The organism is Liquorilactobacillus capillatus DSM 19910 (assembly GCF_001434915.1).
GTDB classification, from domain to species: domain Bacteria; phylum Bacillota; class Bacilli; order Lactobacillales; family Lactobacillaceae; genus Liquorilactobacillus; species Liquorilactobacillus capillatus.
In genome coordinates this window covers 1-24,117 of the sequence record NZ_AZEF01000008.1, presented here as the reverse complement: position 1 = coordinate 24,117, position 24,117 = coordinate 1, and the positions used below count along the sequence as shown (strand labels likewise).

Genomic DNA, 24,117 nt, shown 5'->3' with positions numbered 1-24,117 from the left:
CGCTTATCTTTCTTTAATACTTTCAAGTATAAAATACCCTTTTTCCTTAGCTATTACTGTACAATTTCCAAAAACTTCTTCAAGCTTTTTTCTAGCTGAAGGGGCTCCCTGCTTTTTCTGAATCACAACTACAATCTTACCATTTTTTTGTAGATGCATATATGCTTCTGTAAGAATTAAATGCACTACTTTTTTCCCTGCTCTAATAGGCGGATTAGAAACGATTACGGCATAATCATCTTTTTTTACTTGTTGATAAATGTTCGACTCTGTAACAGTCACATTAGTAATGTTATTTTTAGCTGCGTTTTTTTGAGCTAGCTCAAGTGCTAATTCATTTACATCGACCATATCGACATGCGACTGTGGGTACTTTTTAGCAAGTGCTAAACCGATCGGTCCGTAGCCACAACCAACGTCAAGGAAATCCCCTTGAAGCGGCTGCTCTAACTTGATATTCTGAAGAAGTACCCTTGAACCAAAATCAACTGTTCTTTTGGAGAAAACACCGTTATCAGTTATAAACGTCAAGTTACTTCCTAATAGTTCAAAGTTCCAAGTCTGTTCATTATGCTCAACATCTGGATTTTTAGAATAATAATAGTTTGTCATCAATAAAGCCAACTTTCCTTAATTTAAAAGCTTATTTCAATATTAAAAGAGGCTAGATTATCCCCTTCTAGCAAAACACTATATCTCGTAACACTTAGATGAGAAAGGCCTATATATAGTGCTGTAATACTTGATTATTTTCTGAATTGCTGTATACTTAGCATACAATATATTAATGAGGGGTGCCAACTATGAGTTTAGCAATTTTTACAAAAAATAACTGCATTCAGTGCAAGATGACCAAAAAATTTTTGAAAGAACATCAAATTTCTTTTGAAGAACATAATATTACTAATGAACCTAAATATATTGACTACCTTCAAGAAAAAGGCTTCCGAACCGTTCCTGTTATTGAAAAAAATAGTGATCCCATTATTAACGGCTTTCGTCCAGATCTTTTGAAGACTTTAGTAGCACAATAAATTTTTATTGAAGCATTCAAACATCTATTTTTAGTAATCATTGTTTTAGTTTGAACCTGCTTCAATATTTTTTTGCACTTAAACATTCAAGTATACCTAAACAATAACATGAACAATTTAGTCACTAAGTACCTTTAGAGTCCCGCGCAATAACGTAACTATTACCGGAACTGGCGACCACAACATACGTCTTGTTTCTAGTAAGACTTGTGTCTAATAGATGCCATGTTCCGTTAATTTATGTTCTCTGCTTAATTAAAGCTTAGTGAGCGAATTAAATCTTAAGAAAGTGGTGAAAAACTTGTCGCTTAAACAAATAGACAGCAGTCAGGTTACCTATTATGACTTGAACAACGAAATTAATATCCCTGTGGACGGTCAGATTCCTTTACAAAGGGACAAAGAAGCTTTGGAAGCTTTCCTCAAAGAAAACGTTCGACCCAATATGATGACTTTTTCGTCTCTTAAAGAACGTTTTGATTATCTCTGCACAAATGATTATCTAGAACGTGAATTTATAGAAAAATATACTTTTACCTTTATTGAAAAACTTTATCATTTTTTGGAAGAAGCACATTTTAAATTTAAAACATTTATGGCAGCCTATAAATTCTATGCCCAATACGCTCTTAAAACTAACGACAACACTATGTACCTAGAACGTTTTATTGATCGTGTTGCTGCAAACGCACTTTTCTTTGCAAATGGCGATGAAAAGTTGGCTCTGGCACTTGCTGACGAAATAATCCATCAACGTTATCAACCGGCTACGCCCAGTTTTCTAAACGCCGGTCGGAAGCGTAGAGGTGAGCTTGTTTCTTGTTTTCTAATTCAAATCACTGATGATATGAACTCGATTGGACGTGGGATCAATTCTGCCCTGCAGTTGTCACGAATTGGCGGTGGTGTCGGGATCACTCTCAGTAATTTACGTGGAGCAGGTGCACCTATCAAAAATATTCAAGGGGCTGCCTCTGGAGTTGTTCCTGTTATGAAATTACTTGAAGATAGTTTTTCCTACTCTAATCAGTTAGGTCAACGTCAAGGTGCTGGTGTTGTTTATCTCAATGTTTTCCACCCTGATATTATCTCTTTTCTATCGGCTAAAAAAGAAAATGCTGATGAAAAGATTCGGGTAAAAACATTGTCACTAGGCGTCCTCGTACCTGATAAATTTTATGAATTGGTTCGTAACGATGAGGACATGTATCTTTTTGAACCATGGGGTGTGGAACGTGTCTATGGTGTGCCATTCTCTTACATCGACATTACCAAGGAGTATGACAACTTAGTTGCAGATCCACGGATCCCTAAGAAAAAAATAAGCGCTCGTGAACTGGAAACTGAAATTAGCAAGTTACAGCAAGAATCAGGCTATCCGTATATTATTAATATCGATACTGTCAACAAAGCTAATCCTATTGACGGTAAGATTATTATGAGTAACTTATGTTCAGAAATACTCCAAGTTCAAAAGCCATCTACTGTCAATAACACTCAAACCTATGACAAAATGGGGACTGACATCAGTTGTAACCTTGGTTCAACTAACATTGTTAATTTGATGGCTTCCCCTAACTTTGGTAAATCGGTTGAAACAATGGTACGTGCTCTAACCTTTGTTACCGATCATTCCGATATAGACGTCGTGCCATCTATTCAACACGGGAACAAAATAGCCCATACAATTGGACTTGGCGCAATGGGTCTGCATGCCTTTCTTGCTAAAAATAAAATCTACTATGGTTCTAAAGAATCACTTGATTTTACCAATATCTACTTTATGCTCTTAAACTATTGGACATTGAAAGCTTCTAATCAAATTGCTCAAGAACGGCAGGAAACTTTTGCTGATTTTGAAAAGAGTAAGTACTACGACGGTAGTTATTTCAACAAATACTTGCAAACAACTTTTGTTCCTGAAACGGCGAAAGTTAAAGCTATTTTCAAAGATATCTTTATCCCTTCACAAGAAGACTGGGATGAGCTAAAGCAAGCTGTCCATCAACATGGTCTGTATCATCAAAATCGACTAGCAGTTGCCCCTAATGGCTCAATCTCATATATTAATGATACAACTGCCAGCCTACATCCGATTATCAACCGGATTGAGGAACGACAGGAGCGAAAGATTGGAAAGATCTATTACCCAGCGCCTTACCTTTCTAATGAAACACTTCCATACTATCAATCAGCCTACGATACCGATATGCGAAAAGTGATCGATGTCTATGCCGCAGCACAACAGCATGTCGATCAAGGGATGAGTATGACTCTGTTTATGCGCTCAACTATTCCTGAAGGCTTATATGAATGGAAAAACGGTAGTACCAACAAAATGACTACGCGTGATCTCTCAATTCTACGTAACTATGCTTATCACAAAGGAATTAAGTCAATCTACTATATTCGTACTTTCACAGACGACGAAACCGAAGTCGGTGCTAATGAATGTGAGAGCTGTGTTATTTAAGTAATTATTTCAACTAACACATACAAGCTACTAAATAATAGGAATAAAGAAGCAGGGCTAACTTGGAAAGTAATATCCAAGTTAGCCCTGCTTCTTTTTATTTAAATAAATTAGTAACTAACAAAAGCCTTTTCTTTCGTTCAGCTCCCATTGTCTTTTGATTAACAACTGAAGCTAATTGTAGCATCGTTATGAAAACTGAATTTCGCTTACGATAAGCAGTATATTTAGAATGCCACTCTGTTACATACTTATTTTTGTAAGAGCGTAACCCTTGGAAACCATAAAAATGATAACCATACTCGTAGATTAAGTGTGCAGCACGTTCCTCGATGAAACTGTATTCCGAACGACCAACATTAGAAAGTGGTGCCATTCCCATATTGAAGTATTCATAACCTTCTTTTTGACCATACTCAAATAAACTAACAAAGATCTTATCCATAATCCCAGATGGGGCTTCTTTAGAATGACGCATCAAATCAACTGAGAGGATCCTCTTACTGCCCGTTGGCATAATATTGGCAAATGCAACAGCCTGATGCTCAGCATCACGGATAACCGCAATTGGTGACTGGTTAAGATAATACTCATCAAAAAAGCCTAACGAAAAGCCCTTCTCATTTTGACCGTTAAGCCAGCTATCAGAGATTCTTTTGAATTCAGCCATTTGTTCTAATGAAAAAGGCGGCTGTTCCAGTGAGAATTGATAGCCTTCTCGCGCAAATTTATTAATTAAGGCTCGTTGCGCTCTTTTCTTTTTGCCTGTTAATGTGAAGTCCGCCAGTTTAACGTAACCTTCTTCACCAGTTTTAATAAAGTCAAACCCTAATTCATGTAAGATCAACGTTAATTGACTGTTGATCTCATAAAAAGTTAGTTGATAACCTTCTTTATCGGCCTCACGCATCAATTGTAGGATAGCCTTTTCAAAATAAGCGGTGTTCCCGACTGGTTCCCCCATGATGATTAATTTATTAGCTTTTTTACGGTACATAAAAAACAACTGATCCTCATCATTTTCCTGATAGAAATAAATATTTTTATCCCGTAAAAAAGCTAGGTGGCTTGTTTCATTTCCTGCAAATCTTTTAACAACTTGCTTTATGCGCTCTTCTGGAAAGACCGTTGTTGCAAATTTATTTCTTGCATTTGATAAGTATTTAAAAATTAGGATCAGTGCAAGTGCCGCGATCACTAAACCAACAAAACCAGACAACCAAACCTTCTCAGATGGAAATAACAACGCATCTGGAACAGCGTGATGAATTGTATACTGCGTTGAATTAATTGCTCCTACAATCGCATAGAGTACAAAAATCCCCGTAAATAGCAGACCATCAAAGCACATCTTTCCAAATGAATATTGGAAATGATTACGATATAATTCTTTACGTGAAAAAATAACATTTAACATTACTAAAGCCAAAAAACATGTCATTCCAATTGAAAAGCTCCGCCATAATGTATTGATAATCCCCACCAAAAGAAGGATCAATGTTGGCCAAAAGGCCTGTTTAACCTTTGATTCTATTCCACGTGCCATTCCCAACAATAGAAAGGCAAAGACCATACTTGCAATTTGACTTAAAAAGAGAAAGGTATACGGATATAGTTTTACAAAAAAGGAATTGCCAAAAGCAAAATTAGGAACAGTTGATTCAAGTAATATTAATATTCCCGACATGTACAGAAAAACAGTCAATACAAAATGAGCTACTTTACTCAAAAGAGAGTGTGGTATTCCATCAAGAAATGAGTTTATTTTTCTCCCCGCATCATGAATAAACAACCCAATTCCAATACTAAATGGGATTATATAATAAAAAAGACGGAAAAATAACAACCAAACAACACTTGTCTCATTCAACACACCTAGATTTGTCAGTCCGACCAACATAAAAATATCAAAAGAACCTAATCCTCCAGGCATCATTGAAACAATTCCAATAACAGATGCAATAATATACAGAGGAAAAACGGCTGCGAGCTGAACCTTAACGCCCATCATCCAACCAATAAAAAGGAAAAAGCCGCCAGCTGCACCCCATTCTAAAACTGAACCGAAGATCAAAGCACTTTCCTTTTTCAAAGTTAAATCACTAAAGAAAGAACTATTTTTAAAACGTGTCAATAACAGTAGACTCGGAAAGTAAAGTCCTCCCCCTAGCAGCCAGAACCAGTACTGTGCAAAAACACCGCCTATTCCTAGACCAAATACAGCAGCTAATGCAAGCCAGCAATACAATGATAGTCCAGCTAATAGAAAAAGAGCAATCTTGGATAGTGCGAATAGTACCTGTTTCTTTGAAGCATTCTTACTGTAAAAATTTGCTCGTAGGGTTGCTCCTAAAAAGCCGCCAAAACCAGCGATATTTGTGAAAGTATTGGTAATCCAACCACTTTTAACAATGTAAGGTTTGGTAAACCGACCGGGAAGAAAAGAAACAATCGCAAAATCATAGATCAACATTGGAATTATAGAAATTAATCCCACCACTAACATAAGTCCGACTGAAGATATTGATTGTTCTGCTAAGCTGTTCCTCACTTGTAACCAGTCAATCCCTTTGAAAATTCTACCTATTTCATAAAAAATAAAAATCAAAATCGAAAAAAAGAATAATAATTTAAAGATTCCAAACTTTTGTTCAATAAAAAGTTTTATTTTATTTACTATTTTTAACATAAAACCTCCACTTCACATCTAAAAGAACTTGGCTTACTAATAAATATTCAAATTTATTTATCTGATACCTAACCTTTATTTGTTAGTAATTTAAATTAAATTTGAAGTAGTCTGTATCCCGCTCATAATCCTACCCTCGAATTTAAAATAGTAAAAAGGGATGGTAAGATAAACCCCTTACCATCCCTTCAAATTACTTTTTTTGACTTGTTGCATAGCTTCAAGTCTACTCAACTTTAACTATTTAAGAGTAACTACTCCACCAACAGCTTCAAGTTTTGTCTTAAGTTCTTCTGCTTCGTCCTTAGCAACGCCTTCTTTAATTACTGAAGGAACGTTATCAACTAAGCCCTTAGCATCTTTCAAACCAAGACCTGTGATTTCACGAACAGCCTTAATTGCTTTAATCTTTTGGTCACCAGATTCAGTTAATTCAACATCAAATGAATCCTTTTCTGCAGCAGCATCGCCACCTGCAGCACCTGCAGCAGCAACTGGAGCAGCAGCTGAAACACCAAATTCATCTTCGATAGCTTTAACTAAATCGTTTAATTCAAGAATACTTGCTTCTTTTAAATCAGCAATAATTTTTTCTGTATCTAATGCCATTTTTAAAATCCTCCATTTAAAAAAATTTTTTCAGTCTGTAATTTTTGACTAAGCTGCATCATCATCTTTACTGTCAGCAACAGCCTTAACAGCGTAAGCAACATTGCGAACTGGAGCCTGCAATACAGAAAGTAACATTGAAAGTAAACCTTCGCGACTCGGTAATTTTGCAAGTTCATTGATTTGTTCCAATGAAGCAACTTTACCTTCGATCATACCACCCTTGATCTCTAAAGCTTCTGCGTCCTTAGCAAACTTAGCTAAGATACGAGCAGGTGCTACTACATCTTCTTTAGAAAAAGCAACAGCTGTAGGACCTGAGAATGTATCATCTAAACCTTCGTAACCAGCTTTATCAGCTGCACGTTTTAAATATGTGTTTTTAACAACACGAAGTTCAACCTTTTCTTCACGTAATTGCTTACGCAACTCAGTTACTTGTTCAACAGTTAAACCACGGTAATCAATAACCACACATGACACAGCTTCGTTAAACTTTGCAACAACCTCTTCAACAGCGGCTGCCTTCTTTGCAATAACTTCTTTACTCAAATTGATTCACCTCCTAGTCATTGTGTCAGGGCTCTAATATTATAATAAAAAAGCCCTACGTCCACCAAGACATAGAGAAAGTTTCTAAGTAAGAATACTTATACTCCTCGGCAGGTATAATTAAGGCATAAGCCACCTGAGTCTTAGGTAGAATCATCAATAAAAAATTGACCTTAACCAACTTAACATATAAATTAGCCAAAGTCAATCAAATTTCAAATTTTAATTAAAAAGCAGCTGCGTCAAGTGTAACACTTGGCCCGAATGTAGAAGCAACTGAAACATGTTTTATATATTGTCCTTTAACTGATGCAGGACGTGCTTTTACAATCACATCTTTAATTGTATTAAAGTTTTCAACAAGTGCCTTTTCTTCAAATGAAACTTTTCCGATTGGAACATGAACATTACCGGCTTTATCAGTCCGGTATGTTACTTTACCTGCTTTAGATTCTTTAACAGCCTTAGTAACATCCATTGTAACTGTTCCAGTCTTAGGGTTAGGCATCAAGCCCTTAGGTCCTAAGACACGGCCTAAACGACCAACCTGAGCCATCATATCTGGTGTTGCAATTGCAACATCAAAGTCTAACCAACCAGATTGAATACGTTGTACTAAGTCATCGTCACCAACGACATCGGCTCCGGCAGCTTCAGCGTCTTTAGCCTTTTGTCCCTTAGCAAAAACAATAACTGTTTGTTCCTTACCTGTTCCGTTTGGTAAAACGACAGCTCCACGTAATTGCTGATCTGCTTGCTTTGTATCTAAGTTCAAGTTATATGCAACTTCAACCGTCGAATCAAACTTAGCAAAATCAACTTTTTTAACTAAAGCTAAAGCTTCTTCAGCATCGTATGTTTTACCTACTTCAATTTGTTTTGAAGCTTCAATATATTTTTTTCCTTTTTTAGCCATTTGGTTTTTCCTCCTTGCAATATGTGGTGTAACGGATATACCTCCCACTTGACACATCTACTTTCGTAAAGTGTCCGACTGAGAAGCAGTGGTGTGCAGAAAAACTAGTCTTCTACAACAAAGCCCATGCTTCGTGCAGTTCCTTCAATCATGCGCATTGCAGCTTCAACGTCTGCAGCGTTTAGATCTTGCATTTTCGTTTCAGCGATTTCCTTAACTTGTGCTCTTTTGACAGTAGCAACCTTCTTCGTGTTAGGTTCGCCAGAACCGTGTTCAACACCAGCAGCCTTCTTTAATAAAACAGCAGCTGGTGGCGTCTTTGTTACGAATTCGAATGAACGATCTTCGAAAACTGTAATAACAACAGGGATAAGCATTCCAGCTTGATCAGCTGTACGTGCATTGAATTCCTTAGTGAATCCCATAATGTTGATACCTGCTTGACCTAAAGCTGGTCCAACTGGTGGAGCTGGAGTTGCCTTTCCTGCAGGAATTTGTAATTTAACGACATTAATTACTTTTTTAGCCACGGTACATACCTCCTTAAAGTCCGTGCGTGGTACGGATGGCCAGTTAAATTTGGCCTCCCACTACTTGTATGCAAAACATACGTTAAAAATATATCATGAACTCACTAAATACGCAAGTCACTTCTGACTTAAAAATTTTTTTATTTTTAAATCTACTACGTGATTCTCATGCAATCTTCGGTGTGTTGCTTTTTTTCCTGTTACTATGATCTCGTTATATACTCGTTTATCAAGTAAATAGCGTAGTGACCGGGCTGAAGAAATTGAGACGGCCCCATCGGACTGCCCTACACCTGTATCACCAATAATATTTAAGAACTTTGTTTGTGGAGATATTTTCATCCGCCACCTTTTTAGCCGTTGATAACCAGCCGAGGGATACAATGGTCCTTGAGCTGACAAAGGGCTACGTTCAATTTTTTTAGCTGTTTTCCCCGGCTCAACATCATTGTAGGGTGCCCCTAAAGTAACTAATTTTGAAACTAAAGGCAGTGCCTTTTTATCTCCATATCTTGTGAGATAATTCAAGACAGAAACTGCCCCCATTGAATGGGCCACGACGACAACATCTTTTAATGCATAATCCTCTGCTAGTTTTTTCAAAATATCTTTCAGCCACGTAACCTGCTCATCAAGTGCTGCCCGATTATCTTCAAACAAAACTTGCACCAATGCACCCTTAATAGCCGGATTTCCCTGTACTTTAATTTTTCCGTCAGCACTTACTTTGATAACTGCAGCTTTAAGACCCCAATTTTTTTTTTCAAACCTTCTTATCATCAATCCGAACGAAAAACGGTTACCTGCATAACCATGTATAAATAAGACTGGTTTTTTAAAAAAATTTTTCTTAGCTTTCTTTTTATGCACTCGGATTAATAATGTATGCAAAGATAGTATACATAGTAAAAAAGCGAGTCCGCCACTGAATAATAAAATGGTCTTCCGCTTAATCTTCATCTTTTTAAATTATTTTATCGACCTGATCGTAATTAAGTTCGGTTGCTGTTTCACGCCCAAACATATCGATATTAACCCGTAACTTCATCTTTTCTGAATCGATTTCAGTAATCTTACCTATCAGGCCTGAGAAAGCTCCCTCGACAATTTTTACTGATTCCCCAACTTCAACATCGAAGTCTTCATGCCGTGAACTCATTCCTAAACGTCTCAAAATCAATTCGACTTCGTCTCCAAGTAGTGGTGCCGGCTTGCTTCCTGCACCGTGAGAACCGACAAAACCGGTAACGCCTGGCGTATTCCGTGCAACATACCATGATTGATCCGTCATAACCATTTCAACTAAAACATATCCGGGGAAAGTCTTCTTACTTTCAATTTTATCCTTCCCGGTTTTAGTCGTTTCGTGCTCTTCTTCTTCGGGAACAACTACACGAAAAATATAATCTTCCATCCCCATTGATTGTGCTCTTGATTCCAAGTTTGTTTTTACTTTATTTTCATAGCCAGAATAAGTATGTAAAACATACCAATTTTTTTCAAACGATTCAGCCACTTAATTTTCCTCCTAATTTTAAATGATCAAAATAAAAAAACCTCGAATACTCGAAGTTTTCCCGCTACACACAGTATAGCACAAAAAAGGCTCTTGTGCCTACCCTATAGAATAGACCTTAAACAATCCTCAAACTAGTAACTTGAGAATAGCTTGAACTCCAAAGTCAATTACCGCAAAAAAGACTGCAAAAAATACTGAAGTCATAATAACCGTTGTTGTATCTTGAACAGCTTCCTTTTTCGTCGGCCACCTTGTTTCTTTCATTGTCTTTGTAACACTCTTTAAAAACTTCACCTATAATCTGCCTCCGTCCAAGAAAGTCAACTTAATCACTTATCTAGTTTCGCTATGCACCGTATGTTTATTACAATACTTACAAAATTTTTTAACCGTCAAACGTTCAACCCGATTAGGATTTGCAACAATTGTATAATTTCTTGAGCCGCAAACAGTACAGGCTAAAGCAATCTTTTTTTGCACCATTTTCAATACTCCTTAGTCTTCATCATATAACTCTATCATGTCAACTGAAGTTATGTCAATCATGATCGCTATTTTCCAACTTAACCCGTAAATCTGCTAACATCTGCAGCTGCTGTTCATCCCAAGGCTGCCTTCTAACTGAAACTTCATCCTGATATTTTTGCGTTTGTCGTTTGACTTCTTTTTTCGCCTGCTTGATATCTTGATACAATTCCCATGCAGGGACTCGCATGGCTCCCTGTGAAAAAATAGTCCATTGTTCAGCTTGATCGCTTGTTGCGACAGTAACTTGTGTCAACCTATTCTGTAACTGGCCTGCCAATGATTCAATATAACTATCTGCAGTCTCGTCTTCTGCAGTCCAAATAATTTTTAAGCCGTACTTGTCATAGCTTTGAGCTAATCCTGGGACATACATCGCATCAAAGACAACAATTATCTGGTAACTCCGTTGCTTACGAAAATTAGATAGGATATGCAACAATGTATCACGTGCATCTTCAAGCCGGCCAGCCTTTTTTAACTTATCAAGTTGCGGCCAATTCCCAATCATGTTATACGCATCAACTATTAGAATATTCTTTTTCATACTAATTGCCTCTTGAAGTAAATCCTTGGTAAATTAACAAACTAGCTGCAACGCTAGCATTTAAACTCTGAACATGCCCAACCATTGGAATAGTTAGCATCTCATCGCATTCTTTCTTTAATAAAGGTGAAATTCCCTTACCCTCATTGCCGATGATTAGTGCTACAGCTCCACGAGCATTCCACTTCCGAAAATCATTACCTTCCATATCCGTTCCAAAAATCCAGATTCCTTTTTTCTTTAGTTGTTTAACTGTTTGAACAAGGTTAGTTACCCGCACAACAGGGACATGTTCAATTGCGCCAGTTGACGTCTTAGCCACTGTTGAAGTTAATTGAACTGCCCGTCTCTTGGGGATAATTATTCCTTGAACACCTACTGCATCGGCTGTCCGCATAATTGACCCTAAATTATGCGGGTCCTCAATCCCATCTAAAATTAAGAAAAAGGGATCTTGCTTTGTACTTGCAACCTTTTCTAATAATCCATCTAGGGTTGCATATTTATAAGCAGCTACAGCCACAACTACACCTTGATGATTTTGATTATCAGCCAATAGATCTAACTTACTTTTAGGAACCTTATTAACAATAATTTTCTTCTTTTTAGCTGCTGCTGCAATTTCAAGTAGCACATCTGCCTTAAGTTGATCTTGAATAAAAACCTTATTTATATTTTGGTTATTCTTCAAGGTTTCAAGTGCTGGGTGTCGGCCAATTACAAATTCAGCTTTTTCCTTATCATTGTTAGTTTGTTCATTATTTTTGTTAAAACTCATTTTTTCTCCCTTTCAACAGTCGTAATACACCACCTAGTCAACTGTTCTAGCCTTTCAGTCTGACCACTCAAAAAGAGATAACCAAAAAGTGCTTCAAAACCAGTTGAAATTCGATACGTTAAGACCGAAGTATTTTTAGCTGAAGTATGGCTTTTGGCATTACGACCACGCCGAAAATAATCTTCCTCAAGTGGTGCCATAATATCCTCTTCCTGCATTTTTTCAATCAAGAAGGCCTGTGCTTTAGCTGAAACATAATGTGTTGCTCGATGATGTAATTTTGTCGGTTTAGTAATGCCTTTATTTAACAGATGCTCTCTGATATAAACTTCATAAATAGCATCACCCATATATGCTAATGCAATACCATTCATTTGTTCATAGGACTGTTCTTCCATTATCTTTTCCACCTTGTTCCTTGAGGAGTATCTTCAAGGGTTATTCCTTGCTGCTTTAATTGATCCCTAATCTCGTCACTACGGGCAAAGTCGCGCTTAGCTCGAGCTTCATCTCGTGCGCGTACTAGTTTTTCTATTTCATCATCTTCATCATCATGCATAGCAGGTTCTTGTAATTTAATTCCAAAAACACCCATCAATTTTTCTAGTTCAACTTTCAAAGCTTTTAGACTAGCTTTGACCACTTTAGTTTGGGAACTATAAATATTGATCTCTTTAACAAGCTCATAAACAACCGCAATTCCATTTTGGGCATTAAAATCATCATCCATTGCTCTAATAAAGGCTTCATGATAATTTGCTATCTTTTCGTTTATAGTAGCTGTACTTTCAGTATTAACTGCATCTGCTAACCGGTAACTTGCGTTTTCAAAGGCTGTCTGAATCTTAGCTAAATTAGTTTGTGCTTCAGCAATATTAACCTGACTATAACGGATAGGCCGACGATACTGTGTTGTTGCCATAAAGAAACGAATGACCTGCGGATCAACTTTCTTGAGTAGTTCATGCACCGTAACAAAGTTTCCCAAAGATTTGCTCATTTTTTCATCTTGCTCTCCAACAGTCACAAAGCCATTATGCATCCAATAATTAGCAAATTTCTGACCTGTTTTAGCTTCACTTTGAGCAATCTCATTTTCATGGTGCGGGAATTCAAGGTCTTGCCCACCAGCATGGATATCAATGGTGTCCCCAAGTATTTTAGTGGCCATGACAGAACATTCAATGTGCCAGCCTGGACGACCTTTGCCCCAAGGCGAGTCCCACGAGATTTCACCAGGTTTAACTTTTTTCCACAAAGCAAAATCTAACGGATCTTCTTTTTTCTGAAATTCAGTCGAACTGATCCGAGTACTTGCCCCCTGCTCTAATTCATCCACTGACTGACCAGATAGTTGACCATAATCTTTGAATTTCCGTGCTCGGTAATACACATCTCCATCAACTACATACGCATAGTCTTTTTCAATCAACACTTTAACAAAAGCAATAATATCTCCCATCATCTCAACAACACGTGGATTTTGAGTTGCTCGTTCGATATTTAGAGCATCGATATCTTCATAAAATGCTTTAATAAACTTATCTGCTACTTCTTTTGTCGTTAAGTTTAATTCGTGACCAGCACGGATAATCTTATCATCCACATCTGTGAAATTAGAAACATAGTTAACTTTAAAACCCCGAAATTCAAAATAACGTCTAACTGTATCAAATGCAATCGCACTGCGGGCATTACCAATATGGATATAGTTATAGACTGTCGGCCCGCAAACGTACATATTTAGGACCTTCGGTGTCAGCGGCTTAAATATCTCTTTCTTGTTTGTCAGCGTATTATAAAGTCGAATCATCTCTGCGCCTCCCCTTGTACCATTATCTATGATAAAAGGAGTCTAGGACCAATTTAACTTCATCCTAGACCCCTTTATTATTAGCATGAAGACATCATAAAATACTTACTTGTCTATTTCATCCAAAGTCTTTTTCAGATGTTCTAATGCTTTCTTACGTCCTAATAACTCAATTGATGCTGCTAGCTCTGGACCATGTGTTTCCCTTGTAGTTGCAATTCTGATAGGCATATATAACTTACGCCCTCTAATGCCTGTGTCCTTTTGAATAGCGTAAATCGTATTTTGAATTTCTGTTGCATCAAAAATAGCTAATTTTTCGACCCTTGCAGCGAATTCTTTTAAAACAATCGGTGCACTTTCATCTGCTAATTCCTTATTAGCCGCTTCATCAAGAACAGGTGGTTCATTAAAGAAAACCTCTGCTAAGTCAACTATTTGTCCTGTATAAGACATTTGCTGTTTATACATACTAATCAGCTTCCGTGCCCATTCAATCGTCTTTGAATCAGGATTTTCTGTAATGCGACCAGCTTTGATCAACTGTTTAAGCGAAGAGTCAACAATATTATCTTCTTTTGCATTCTTTACATACTGATTGTTGACCCATTCAAGTTTCTTCCCATCAAATGAAGCAGGGGAACGGCTTAAACGATTAGGATCAAACATTTTGATAAGTTCCTTTTGATTGAAGATTTCTTTTTCGCCTACCGGTGACCATCCAAGCAAAGTAATAAAATTAAACATTGCATCGGGTAAATAACCTAACTCACGATATTGTTCAATGAACTGCAAGACACTTTCATCACGCTTACTTAGCTTCTTACCTGTTTCTGTATTGATGATAAGCGTCATGTGACCAAAGACCGGTGGTTCCCAACCGAAAGCTTCATAGACAACCAGTTGTTTAGGTGTATTGGCAATATGATCATCTCCACGTAACACATGCGTAATCTTCATTAAATGATCATCAACCACAACTGCGAAGTTATATGTTGGCATCCCATCGCGTTTTTGAATAACGAAGTCGCCACCGATTGTATCAGATTCAAAACTAATCGGTCCCTTAACGATGTCATCAAACTTATATGTTTTACCCTTAGGGACGCGAATTCGAACAACTGGTTTTAAACCAGCAGCTTCAGCTTCAGCCTGTTTAGCCTTAATTTTCTCAGCTGTCATCCCTTCATATTCATATACGTAACGTGGAGCTTCATTGCGTGCTTTTTGTCCTTCTCTTTGTTTTATCAATTCATCTTCAGTCATGTAAGACTTGTACGCTAAACCTTTATCCAATAATTCTTGAATAAGCGGTAAATAAATTTCTTTACGCTCAGATTGACGATATGGACCTACTTCACCAGGTTTATCTGGACCCTCATCCCAGTCCATTCCTAGCCATTTCAGGTTGTCTAACTGACTTTTCTCACCATCAGCAATATTCCGCTTAAGGTCTGTATCCTCAATTCTAATTACAAAAGTACCATTATTGTGTCGTGCAAATAAATAGTTGAATAGCGCTGTCCGCGCATTTCCAATGTGGAGATGTCCTGTTGGGCTTGGTGCGTAACGCACACGAATTTTTTCTTCTGCCAAATCGAATGTCTCTTCTTTCTTTTCAGATTAATCTACTGACTAAAAACAGTAGGCTACACTTCATAATTTTACAATGAAAAAATAAAAAAATAAACTCTCTGCGAATATATTCTTAGTTAATTCTTTTCTTTGAGCTCTCGACCTGAATGAGCCGGTTTAGCAAAAATCATTCTACCTGCATCTGTCTGAAGAGCACTTGTTACAACGACCTCAAGCGGTTTATTAATGTAATAGCGTCCATCTTCAACAACAATCATTGTCCCATCATCAAGGTAAGCCACCCCCTGCTGCCGCTCAGTCCCGTTTTTAATAACTGTTACCGTCATTCGTTCACCCGGAACTACACGCGGTTTCAACGCTTTAGCTAGTGCATTTACGTTTAAAACTTGAACATTTTGAAATTCACTTACTTTATTTAAATTATAATCATTAGTCATAATAACAGCATCCAGTAGTTTAGCTAATTTGATTAGCTTACTGTCAACCTCTTGGATATCGTCAAAATCACCTTCATACATTTCAACCGGAACCTTTTTTTCTTCACGTAATTTGTTTAAAATATCTAAACCACGACGCCCACGAACCCGTTTGATACTATCAGCTGAATCCGCAATGTACTGAAGTTCATATAAAACAAAATTTGGAACTATCAATGTCCCCTCAATAAATCCTGTCTTTACTAAGTCATAAATTCTGCCATCGATCAAGATATTAGTATCCAATAGTTTAGCTTTATGAAAATTGTCACCTATTTTACGGTCCAAAACATTAGCATTATCATTATTTTGTTGTTTTTCAGCCTTTCGGCGTGCAAAAAACAACTTTTTAAAATCAACTAAATGACTCTTGCCCACGATGAAACCTAAATAACCTAAAATAACCATTAAAACTATCGGGATGATCGTATTTAAAATAAATAATTGCGAATGCGAAAATAAAGTAGAGATCAATGCCGCGATAATTAACCCTACAACAACTGATAAACTCGTCGAAATAATAACATCAGGGCTCTGATGCACCAAGCGATTTTCCATTCGCTGGATAAATTTTTCCAGGGGATCCGTGATAAACAACGAGACCACGAATAATACTATTACCCCGATAATTATGTTAGTTATAAAATTGTTGATCCAAAGATTTCCCTCTAAACCAACTAGCAACCATAAGAATGGCATAAAACTATACCCCGCACCAATGCCTAAGATTGTTAGTACAAGTTGTATCATTTTTCTACGCATCAAATTTCTCCCTTCCTTGCTTACTTAAAGACGATCCGTAAAGCTTCGCTTAAAGTAGCGACACCGACAACCTCAATCTGACTAGGCAGTGTCCAGCCCGTCAAATTATTTTTAGGTACCATAACCCGCTTAAATCCAAGTTTAGCCGCCTCTGCTACACGCTGTTCTATGCGATTGACACGCCTAATCTCACCGGTCAGTCCTAATTCACCAATAAAGCAATCAGAAGGTGGTGTTTCAAGATCGCGATAACTAGAAGCAATACTAATTGCCACTGCTAAATCAATCGCAGGTTCATTTAGCTTGACCCCGCCAGCAGCTTTCAAATATGCATCCTGATTCTGTAACAAGAGCCCTGTCCTTTTCTCTAGGACAGCCATGATTAATGAAACACGATTATGATCCAACCCAGTTGTTGTTCTTTTAGCATTGCCGAATGCAGTTGGCGTGACTAACGCCTGTACTTCAACTAGGATCGGCCTCGTTCCTTCAAGTGAAACGACAATAGCTGACCCAGTTGCTCCTCTTAACCGTTCTTCTAAAAAAATTTCAGATGGATTAGCGACCTCTGCTAAGCCGTTTTCTTTCATCTCAAAAATCCCGATTTCATTTGTGGAACCAAACCGATTTTTAACAGCGCGCAAAATCCGATAAGTATGGTGCAGATCTCCCTCAAAATAAAGCACAGTATCGACCATATGCTCTAAAATTTTAGGTCCAGCAATTGCTCCACCTTTAGTCACATGCCCCACGATAAAAATCGAAACTCCGTTTGTCTTAGCAATTTGCAAGAGCTCTGCCGTAACTTCTCTAATTTGTGAGACACTGCCAATCGCTGAAGACATGTCAGCTTCTTGCATTGTTTGAACTGAATCGATTACAACAAAAGCAGGTTTCATCTTATCAATATACTGATGGATACTTGCCATATCCGTTTCAGGGTACAAATAAAAATTTCTCCCACCCACATTAAGCCGCTCTGCCCGGAGCTTGATCTGAATTGCACTTTCTTCACCAGAAACATACAGTACTTTCTCACCAGTGGCTGCGAGTTGCCCTGAAACTTGTAAAAGAAGTGTAGATTTCCCGATTCCTGGGTCACCACCTATCAGTACTAATGAACCGGGGACAACTCCGCCACCCAAAACCCGATTTAATTCATTGAGTCTTGTCTTAACCCGTGGACTTTCTTCAGTATTAACACTATCTAATAATTGCGGTTTAACGCGTGCTCCATCAAAACTCACACGCGCTGCTTTTTTAGCTGTTTGTGGTTTCTCAAGTTCCTCCGTTAAACTGTTCCATGCACCGCAGTTGGGACAGCGTCCTAAATAACGCGGAGAAGAATAGCCGCAATTTTGACAGACGTATTGTGTTTTAACTTTTGCCAAACCTCATTCTCCTTTCAGGTACAGCTTATCTACTGTTGATAGTAGCACAGGTTGTTAAATATTCTACAAACAGTAAAATTCTTTAAAAAATTTTATTTTCCAGATGAGCCAAACCCACCTTGACGTTGCATCTGCGGCTTATTCTCGTTTTCAGCCAGCAGAAAAGGGATAAATATCCCTTGTCCTATGCGCTCGCCCCTCTTGATAGTCAAATCTTTTACGCCGAAGTTCAAAAGTTGGAAAAAAATCTCGCCTTCATTACCCTCATTGTTGTAATAATCAGCATCAACCACCCCTACACCATTTGGTAATACCAGCTTGCGTTTTAAGGGATTACTTGAACGATTTGCTAACAATAAAAATTCATCTGGTTGCATATATGCCTTAATCCCTGTCGGCACTAACAAAGGCTTTAGTTCTTTTTGCGCCTTAGTATAATCTCCCTCTGTCAATTCTTTATGTCGGTAAATATTCCAGAGTATTTTAATAAAATTCATCTTCCAGATACTTGGTAACTTAAAATCTTCTGCCGCACAAAAATCGTATCCTGCAGCTCTTTGGGTTGCTCTTTTAGGAAGGCTGATCTGCTTATCCCGATACTTAGTGACTACTTCAAATCCTCGACTCACAACTACCACTCTCATTTCTCTAATTACTAATATTATAATTCTAACATCAAAATCCTTCCAGATATACCTGAAACTATCGAATAAACCTCGGCTATGCTATAATTTAGTCAAAAATGAGGTGATAAAATGCGTTCTGAATGGACAAGTAATTCATTTAATTATTATAACGAAACAGATACTAAACCGTACGCACATATTGGCTTTAAACTAATTGATAACGATCAGGTCTATGTTGTTGAACATACACTGGTTCCACCTAAATACCGTGGTCGTGGTTTAGCTGGTAAAATTACAGCTGACTTTTTGCAGCAAGTTCGGGCTAAAGGGCTAAAGGTTTTACCACTTTGCCCTTTTACACGTAGTTTTTTTGAACATTATCCTGAATATAATGATATCTTAGCCCCTGAAAACAATGATGCATGAAGGTGATTAGGAATGGATCAAAATGAATTAAAAAAATTAGTCGGTGAAGAGGCATCTAAATGGGTCAAAGACGGTATGACCGTTGGGCTCGGAACGGGTTCGACCGTTAAATTTATGGTTGATGCTTTAGCTAGGCGAATTAAAAATGAACATTTAAGTATCACTGGGGTCGTAACTTCAAACGCTACCGCTGAACAAGCTAACGCCTTGAATATCCCACTCAAATCTGTTGATGAAGTTGCAAAAATCGACTTAACGATTGACGGTGCAGATGAAATCAGCCGTGATTTTCAAGGGATCAAAGGTGGTGGAGCTGCTCTTCTCTTTGAAAAGATCGTAGCTGTAAATTCACGTCGTAATCTTTGGATCGTTGACCAAAGTAAGCTTTCTGAAAGACTTGGATCATTTCCTTTACCAGTGGAAGTCATCCCTTACGGCAGTAAAAAATTATTCTCTAAATTTGCTAAAAAAGGCTATGCCCCAACCTTTCGTTTAGATAATACTGGTCAGTTAAAGTATACAGATTCTAACAATCTAATAATTGATCTTCATTTAAAAGAAATCGAACATCCACACACTTTAGCAGCCGATTTATCCAACCAAGTTGGTGTTGTTGAACACGGACTTTTTTTAGATATGGTCAATACTGTTATTGTCGGTTATCCTGAAGGTCCTAAAGTTTTAACAGCCCGCTAGTTCTCCTTTTAAAATTCAGTTTACGCACAACCTTATTTAGCATATAATATTATTATTCTAAAAAGGGAGAGTGACCTTGGTGACTAAAGCTATTGATACAAACCAACTAACTGAATTTAAAAATTCATTGAAAAAGCGTAACGATTATGCAGTAATCGAGCGGGCCGTAACTAAAAACGGGATTTTGGCAACTACTGCAGATTACCATTCTGAGGTTGAAATGAATCCTGTTTTTTCAATTGACTTAGACACAGGTGACGTTGCTAACCAAAAGCAATCCGGTCGTTGCTGGATGTTTGCAGCATTGAACACAATGCGCCACGATATCAAAAATAAATTCAATGTTCCTAAGGACTTTGAATTATCCCAAAACTATACTTATTTCTGGGATAAACTTGAAAAAGCAAATTATTTTTACGAAAATGTTCTCAATACTGCTTCATTGCCGACTTCTGATCGTAAAGTCAGCTGGCTAATGACCACACCTCAACAAGATGGTGGTCAATGGGACATGATCGTTGCCATCATTGAAAAATATGGGGTTGTCCCACAATCAGCTATGCCTGAAACATACAATTCTTCTAAGTCTAACGAGTTTAATACCACTTTTAATCTGAAATTACGTAAGGATGCTGTTAAACTTCGTCAGTTAGTTGCGGATAAGGTTTCTACAGAGCAAATTGATATAGCTCGAAAAGAAATGCTCGAGAGTGCTTACCGGATGCTTGTTTATAGTTTTGGCGAACCGCCAGTTAACTTTGACTTTGCTTACCGTGATAACAAAAAACAATATCATCTCGATCAAGGCTTAACACCCCAAACCTTCTTCAAAAAATATGTTGGTTGGAACCTAGATGACTACGTTTCAATCATTAATGGTCCAACAGAAGACAAGCCTTACAACCACATGTACACGGTCGATATGCTCGGTAATGTTATCGGTGGGCGTAAAGTTCGCCACTTAAATGTTGATATGGATACTTTCCGTCAGGTTGCAATCGCGCAATTAAAAGCTGGCGAAAGTGTTTGGTTTGGTTGTGATGTTGGTCAAGAATCAGATCGTCAGAAAGGGATAATGGACACTGCCCTTTACCATAAGGATGAATTATTTGATATTGACTTCCACATGACTAAAGCAGAACGACTTGATTATGGTGAAAGCTTAATGACACATGCAATGGTTCTAACTGGCGTCGACCTTATCGATAATCAACCTAAGAAGTGGAAAGTAGAAAATTCATGGGGTAAGAAAGTTGGTACCAACGGCTTCTTCGTGATGAGCAATGATTGGATGAATGAATTCTGTTATCAAGTTGTTGTTAATAAGAAACACCTTCCTGCCGCTTTACAAAAAGTCTTGCAAGAAGAACCTAAAGCCCTTGCTCCATGGGACCCAATGGGCTCATTAGCTTAAAGAAATTCTTATTAATCGACTTTAAAATAATAATATAATTAAAGGTGCTAAGATAAAATTACTTTTGTCTTAGCACCTTTAATTAGTTAACTTTAAGATAAATAGCTCTTACTGGCTATTAATAAACTCCAACTTCGGTTAATTGTCTATCATCAAATCTCTGAACTTATAAAACTTGCTAAGTCCTTAGAGCTTTTTCTTAGCTATAACTTTTAGCTTGTTGTCTAAATCATAGACAATCGGTTCTGCATTTTCAACTTCCACACCATCGATTTTTGCATCACTTATTTCTTCAATATACTTGATCAATGCGCGGAGCGTACTACCGTGTGCAACAATTAACTGGTTTTTATCATGTAATAACTGCGGAGCAATCTGATCAAGCCAATAAGGAATAATTCTATTTGAAGCCATTTTCAGGCTTTCGCCTAAGGGAAGTATGCTCTCTGGGAAAGCAGCGTAGCGTCGTTCATAATCTGGCTGCTTCATTAATGGGGGGACCGCCGCATAGCTCCGGCGCCAGAGTGCCACTTGGTGTTTCCCATATAATCGACGTGAGTAGTCTTTATTAACACCACGCAAGGCCCCATAATGCCGCTCATTTAGCCGCCAACTCTTTTGAATAGGAATATCAGTTTGTTCAACCGCCTCTAAAACAAGATTGGCAGTTTTTATTGCCCGCACCAATGCTGATGTATGTACTGCTGAGAAGAGTATTCCTTCTTTAGCAAGTAATTTCCCTGCCATCAATGCTTGCTGTTCTCCTTCTTGCGTCAGCAATGAATCTGTCCACCCCGTATAGGCATTAGCTTGATTAGCTTGGCTTTGTCCGTGGCGCAGTAATACTAATTTAACCAATTTGTTCGACCTTCTTTTTATCAGGTTTACACCATATCATACCAAATTTTAAAACATCATAAAAGCTCTATTAAAATTTATTCTAAAAAGGTGTCCATTCTGGACATTTGTAAAAATTGAGTACAGATTCCATTTTAAAAATGAACTTTCTGGCTGTACATATCAGAACTAACTTAATAAGAGACTAGTTCAAGATCTTACTCTTGCCCCAGTCTCCACAAAGTTTTTATTTAATTAGTAAACTTATTCAACTTATTTTATACGACCTGCAAACGAAGGTGTAAAGGTTGAGATACTTCCCACTTTAACATTCTGACCTTCTGTAGGAGCATGGACGTATTGACCACCACCAATATAGATAGCAACATGATAGCTGCTTCCTTTTCCGCCCCAAAAAAGTAAGTCGCCTGGTTGTGCTTGCGAAACAGATTCATAAGAAACATAACCTTCTTGGGCTACTGTGTTATGAGGTAAAGATACACCAAACTTACTATAGACATATGCTGTCAGTCCTGAACAATCCATTCCAGAAAGGGAGCCGCCCCCCCACACATACGGAATTCCCATTCGAGTTAAGGATAACGCAGCGGAAACAACAGATCCTGTAGCTACACTTGCTGAGCTTGGAACACTAGAGCTGCTGGAAGCAGTGTTACTGTTTGAAGTACTATTGTTACTATTGCTAGTATTTACTAACTGCGGTGCTTTATTATTGCTACTTGTACTTGTATTTGCATTGATCGGACTATTCGTATTATTACTTAACGTTACTGGTTTATTTTCTACCCCATCTGCTGCTTTGTTAGCTGTAGCTACAGCTTTTGCCGCAACAGTTGAATCGTTAGTTGTTTTTACCATATCGGCAGCTTTCTTAGCTACAGCAAGGGCATCCTCTGCCTTTTTTCGATCAGTATCTTCTTTAGCCTTCTTAACCTGCAGCTCTGTTCTTTGAACTGCTAGGTCAGCCATATTCGCTTGTAATTTATCATTTACTTTCTTTTGTTGGGTTGCTGCAAGATCAATGTTCTCCTTGTCAGCTGCCACCTGTAACTTATCTTTCTTCTGATCTGATAATGTTTGATTATTAGCATGTACCATAGTTGCAACGGTTGCTACTCTACCTACTGCATCACTGAAACTGTTTGAATCAGTTACAAACTGAATAATTGACCCTGCATCATTGACTTGTGCTGACTGTGCCTGCTTAGCTAAACGTGCCTTGCGTGCGTCAATATTTTTAGTTAACGTCTGAATCTCCTGTGCATCAGCTGTTTGCTTTTCCTGCAGCTTTGCTAACTTCGACTGATTTTCCGAAACCAATGATTGCGTTTGTGTTATTTTTTTATTGACATCACTAATTTTACTAGCCGTATCTGATGCAGACACACTTGTCTTTAAGCCAAAAATAACTAGTGCAGCTGCAATTGCAGTTGTAACCTTCACCAAATTGTTTTTCCCCATGATACACACCTCTACCGATCGTTAATTTATTAATATTTTTTTAAATAACCACGCTTATAATATTAGCATTAACTAGGGTCTTTAATCATTACATTATATTTACAAAATAATTTTATAATTGCCTTTTCTAGCGGCAATATTACATTTTTATTTCTTAAGTTACAAACAGTTTTTTTAGCGACGATTATTCATTTTATATGAATCATTTCATGCTTTTTAAATTATTATCAACCATAATCGTGTCTTATATAGCATTAAATAATCATGCTTTTTTATAAGTGATCTTCACGATAAACATTGTAGTTCCATCGCAGCTTAGCAAGTATGTTTAGCTACAGACAATAAAAGACTAAGTTAAAATTTTACTTTTAACGGTTCTACAATATCTGTTGTTGGTAATAGATTTCTCTATTACTAATGACAGAT

The 24,117-nt window shown here is 37.6% G+C and carries 25 protein-coding genes and 1 other annotated feature; of the genes, 5 read left to right on the top strand and 20 right to left on the bottom strand.

The features are described from left to right. Nucleotides 1-3: 3 nt before the first annotated feature. A complete protein-coding gene (locus tag FC81_RS01820) occupies nucleotides 4-612 on the bottom strand; it encodes a class I SAM-dependent methyltransferase (RefSeq protein ID WP_057742508.1) in 609 nt (202 codons plus the stop codon). Nucleotides 613-803: 191 nt separating this feature from the next. Here FC81_RS01820 and nrdH point away from each other — a divergent pair, with 191 nt between their 5' ends. Together nrdH and nrdE are read left to right on the top strand one after the other, a co-directional pair. Further along, a complete protein-coding gene (gene nrdH / locus FC81_RS01815) occupies nucleotides 804-1,034 on the top strand; it encodes a glutaredoxin-like protein NrdH (RefSeq protein ID WP_057742506.1) in 231 nt (76 codons plus the stop codon). 301 nt (nucleotides 1,035-1,335) lie between these two features. Beyond that, nucleotides 1,336-3,507 carry a class 1b ribonucleoside-diphosphate reductase subunit alpha gene (nrdE, locus tag FC81_RS01810; protein ID WP_057742504.1) on the top strand — a complete coding sequence of 724 codons (2,172 nt, stop codon included), beginning with the start codon at nucleotides 1,336-1,338 and terminating at the stop codon, nucleotides 3,505-3,507. Nucleotides 3,508-3,604: 97 nt separating this feature from the next. Here nrdE and mprF read toward each other — a convergent pair whose 3' ends face one another. The 17 genes from mprF to FC81_RS01725 all read right to left on the bottom strand — a co-directional run bounded on the left by mprF (nucleotide 3,605) and on the right by FC81_RS01725 (nucleotide 18,839). Next, on the bottom strand, nucleotides 3,605-6,196 hold the full coding sequence (mprF, locus tag FC81_RS01805; RefSeq protein WP_057742502.1) for a bifunctional lysylphosphatidylglycerol flippase/synthetase MprF: 2,592 nt from the start codon (nucleotides 6,194-6,196) through the stop codon (nucleotides 3,605-3,607). 240 nt (nucleotides 6,197-6,436) lie between these two features. Further along, entirely contained in the window at nucleotides 6,437-6,805 is a 369-nt protein-coding gene (gene rplL / locus FC81_RS01800) for a 50S ribosomal protein L7/L12 (RefSeq protein ID WP_034987679.1), read from the bottom strand. Between the two features lie 48 nt (nucleotides 6,806-6,853). After that, a complete protein-coding gene (rplJ, locus tag FC81_RS01795) occupies nucleotides 6,854-7,357 on the bottom strand; it encodes a 50S ribosomal protein L10 (RefSeq protein ID WP_057742500.1) in 504 nt (167 codons plus the stop codon). Between the two features lie 37 nt (nucleotides 7,358-7,394). Beyond that, nucleotides 7,395-7,523, bottom strand: a sequence feature (ribosomal protein L10 leader region). A gap of 60 nt (nucleotides 7,524-7,583) precedes the next feature. Continuing rightward, nucleotides 7,584-8,273, bottom strand: coding sequence for a 50S ribosomal protein L1 (gene rplA / locus FC81_RS01790; RefSeq protein WP_057742499.1), 690 nt, complete (start codon nucleotides 8,271-8,273; stop codon nucleotides 7,584-7,586). Between the two features lie 104 nt (nucleotides 8,274-8,377). Further along, a complete protein-coding gene (rplK, locus tag FC81_RS01785) occupies nucleotides 8,378-8,803 on the bottom strand; it encodes a 50S ribosomal protein L11 (RefSeq protein ID WP_057742497.1) in 426 nt (141 codons plus the stop codon). Between the two features lie 117 nt (nucleotides 8,804-8,920). Next, nucleotides 8,921-9,763: an alpha/beta hydrolase gene (locus FC81_RS01780; protein WP_083478715.1), complete on the bottom strand. Its 843-nt coding sequence runs from the start codon at nucleotides 9,761-9,763 to the stop codon at nucleotides 8,921-8,923. Between the two features lie 4 nt (nucleotides 9,764-9,767). Next, nucleotides 9,768-10,319, bottom strand: coding sequence for a transcription termination/antitermination protein NusG (gene nusG, locus FC81_RS01775; RefSeq protein WP_057742494.1), 552 nt, complete (start codon nucleotides 10,317-10,319; stop codon nucleotides 9,768-9,770). Between the two features lie 129 nt (nucleotides 10,320-10,448). Further along, the gene (gene secE / locus FC81_RS01770) at nucleotides 10,449-10,616 is read right to left on the bottom strand and encodes a preprotein translocase subunit SecE (RefSeq protein ID WP_057742492.1); all 168 of its coding nucleotides are present in this window, start codon (nucleotides 10,614-10,616) and stop codon (nucleotides 10,449-10,451) included. Nucleotides 10,617-10,655: 39 nt separating this feature from the next. Further along, nucleotides 10,656-10,805, bottom strand: a complete 150-nt coding sequence (rpmG, locus tag FC81_RS01765) for a 50S ribosomal protein L33 (RefSeq protein WP_057742490.1) — start codon at nucleotides 10,803-10,805, stop codon at nucleotides 10,656-10,658. Between the two features lie 55 nt (nucleotides 10,806-10,860). Next, complete coding sequence (locus tag FC81_RS01760) at nucleotides 10,861-11,394, bottom strand: NYN domain-containing protein (protein WP_057742489.1); 534 nt, start codon at nucleotides 11,392-11,394, stop codon at nucleotides 10,861-10,863. A 1-nt stretch (nucleotide 11,395) separates the two neighbouring features. Then, the gene (gene rlmB / locus FC81_RS01755; RefSeq protein WP_057742487.1) at nucleotides 11,396-12,172 is read right to left on the bottom strand and encodes a 23S rRNA (guanosine(2251)-2'-O)-methyltransferase RlmB; all 777 of its coding nucleotides are present in this window, start codon (nucleotides 12,170-12,172) and stop codon (nucleotides 11,396-11,398) included. Beyond that, a complete protein-coding gene (locus FC81_RS01750; protein ID WP_057742485.1) occupies nucleotides 12,169-12,570 on the bottom strand; it encodes a Mini-ribonuclease 3 in 402 nt (133 codons plus the stop codon). Before FC81_RS01750 ends, rlmB begins: the two co-directional genes overlap by 4 nt. Further along, a complete protein-coding gene (gene cysS / locus FC81_RS01745) occupies nucleotides 12,570-13,985 on the bottom strand; it encodes a cysteine--tRNA ligase (protein ID WP_057742484.1) in 1,416 nt (471 codons plus the stop codon). The genes FC81_RS01750 and cysS overlap by 1 nt, the downstream gene beginning before the upstream one ends. A gap of 105 nt (nucleotides 13,986-14,090) precedes the next feature. Further along, on the bottom strand, nucleotides 14,091-15,581 hold the full coding sequence (gene gltX, locus FC81_RS01740; protein ID WP_057742483.1) for a glutamate--tRNA ligase: 1,491 nt from the start codon (nucleotides 15,579-15,581) through the stop codon (nucleotides 14,091-14,093). A 116-nt stretch (nucleotides 15,582-15,697) separates the two neighbouring features. Further along, the gene (locus FC81_RS01735; protein WP_057742482.1) at nucleotides 15,698-16,819 is read right to left on the bottom strand and encodes a PIN/TRAM domain-containing protein; all 1,122 of its coding nucleotides are present in this window, start codon (nucleotides 16,817-16,819) and stop codon (nucleotides 15,698-15,700) included. Nucleotides 16,820-16,839: 20 nt separating this feature from the next. Further along, nucleotides 16,840-18,210, bottom strand: a complete 1,371-nt coding sequence (gene radA, locus FC81_RS01730; RefSeq protein ID WP_057742481.1) for a DNA repair protein RadA — start codon at nucleotides 18,208-18,210, stop codon at nucleotides 16,840-16,842. 92 nt (nucleotides 18,211-18,302) lie between these two features. Next, complete coding sequence (locus FC81_RS01725; protein WP_057742601.1) at nucleotides 18,303-18,839, bottom strand: dCTP deaminase/dUTPase family protein; 537 nt, start codon at nucleotides 18,837-18,839, stop codon at nucleotides 18,303-18,305. A gap of 126 nt (nucleotides 18,840-18,965) precedes the next feature. On the opposite strand from FC81_RS01725, the gene FC81_RS01720 reads away from it, so the two are divergent. From FC81_RS01720 to FC81_RS01710, 3 genes are all read left to right on the top strand, one after another. Further along, complete coding sequence (locus tag FC81_RS01720) at nucleotides 18,966-19,262, top strand: GNAT family N-acetyltransferase (protein WP_057742480.1); 297 nt, start codon at nucleotides 18,966-18,968, stop codon at nucleotides 19,260-19,262. 12 nt (nucleotides 19,263-19,274) lie between these two features. After that, nucleotides 19,275-19,958, top strand: a complete 684-nt coding sequence (gene rpiA / locus FC81_RS01715) for a ribose-5-phosphate isomerase RpiA (RefSeq protein WP_057742478.1) — start codon at nucleotides 19,275-19,277, stop codon at nucleotides 19,956-19,958. Nucleotides 19,959-20,037: 79 nt separating this feature from the next. Next, entirely contained in the window at nucleotides 20,038-21,372 is a 1,335-nt protein-coding gene (locus FC81_RS01710; protein ID WP_057742476.1) for a C1 family peptidase, read from the top strand. Nucleotides 21,373-21,558: 186 nt separating this feature from the next. On the opposite strand, the gene FC81_RS01705 is transcribed toward FC81_RS01710, so the two are convergent. Next, on the bottom strand, nucleotides 21,559-22,230 hold the full coding sequence (locus FC81_RS01705; RefSeq protein ID WP_057742475.1) for a 2,3-bisphosphoglycerate-dependent phosphoglycerate mutase: 672 nt from the start codon (nucleotides 22,228-22,230) through the stop codon (nucleotides 21,559-21,561). Between the two features lie 252 nt (nucleotides 22,231-22,482). Beyond that, nucleotides 22,483-23,691: a C40 family peptidase gene (locus FC81_RS01700; RefSeq protein WP_057742472.1), complete on the bottom strand. Its 1,209-nt coding sequence runs from the start codon at nucleotides 23,689-23,691 to the stop codon at nucleotides 22,483-22,485. Nucleotides 23,692-24,117: the final 426 nt, after the last annotated feature.

What these genes read in the sequence shown, in the direction of transcription:
- rlmB (WP_057742487.1), bottom strand. Translation starts at nt 12,172, where the DNA reads ATGAGTTTTAACAAAAATAATGAACAAACTAACAATGATAAGGAAAAA.
- mprF (WP_057742502.1), bottom strand. Translation starts at nt 6,196, where the DNA reads ATGTTAAAAATAGTAAATAAAATAAAACTTTTTATTGAACAAAAGTTT.
- nrdH (WP_057742506.1), top strand. Translation starts at nt 804, where the DNA reads ATGAGTTTAGCAATTTTTACAAAAAATAACTGCATTCAGTGCAAGATG.
- FC81_RS01700 (WP_057742472.1), bottom strand. Translation starts at nt 23,691, where the DNA reads ATGGGGAAAAACAATTTGGTGAAGGTTACAACTGCAATTGCAGCTGCA.
- rpiA (WP_057742478.1), top strand. Translation starts at nt 19,275, where the DNA reads ATGGATCAAAATGAATTAAAAAAATTAGTCGGTGAAGAGGCATCTAAA.
- rplA (WP_057742499.1), bottom strand. Translation starts at nt 8,273, where the DNA reads ATGGCTAAAAAAGGAAAAAAATATATTGAAGCTTCAAAACAAATTGAA.
- FC81_RS01735 (WP_057742482.1), bottom strand. Translation starts at nt 16,819, where the DNA reads ATGCGTAGAAAAATGATACAACTTGTACTAACAATCTTAGGCATTGGT.
- FC81_RS01750 (WP_057742485.1), bottom strand. Translation starts at nt 12,570, where the DNA reads ATGGAAGAACAGTCCTATGAACAAATGAATGGTATTGCATTAGCATAT.
- FC81_RS01760 (WP_057742489.1), bottom strand. Translation starts at nt 11,394, where the DNA reads ATGAAAAAGAATATTCTAATAGTTGATGCGTATAACATGATTGGGAAT.
- rpmG (WP_057742490.1), bottom strand. Translation starts at nt 10,805, where the DNA reads ATGGTGCAAAAAAAGATTGCTTTAGCCTGTACTGTTTGCGGCTCAAGA.
- FC81_RS01820 (WP_057742508.1), bottom strand. Translation starts at nt 612, where the DNA reads ATGACAAACTATTATTATTCTAAAAATCCAGATGTTGAGCATAATGAA.
- FC81_RS01720 (WP_057742480.1), top strand. Translation starts at nt 18,966, where the DNA reads ATGCGTTCTGAATGGACAAGTAATTCATTTAATTATTATAACGAAACA.
- rplL (WP_034987679.1), bottom strand. Translation starts at nt 6,805, where the DNA reads ATGGCATTAGATACAGAAAAAATTATTGCTGATTTAAAAGAAGCAAGT.
- cysS (WP_057742484.1), bottom strand. Translation starts at nt 13,985, where the DNA reads ATGATTCGACTTTATAATACGCTGACAAACAAGAAAGAGATATTTAAG.
- FC81_RS01780 (WP_083478715.1), bottom strand. Translation starts at nt 9,763, where the DNA reads ATGAAGATTAAGCGGAAGACCATTTTATTATTCAGTGGCGGACTCGCT.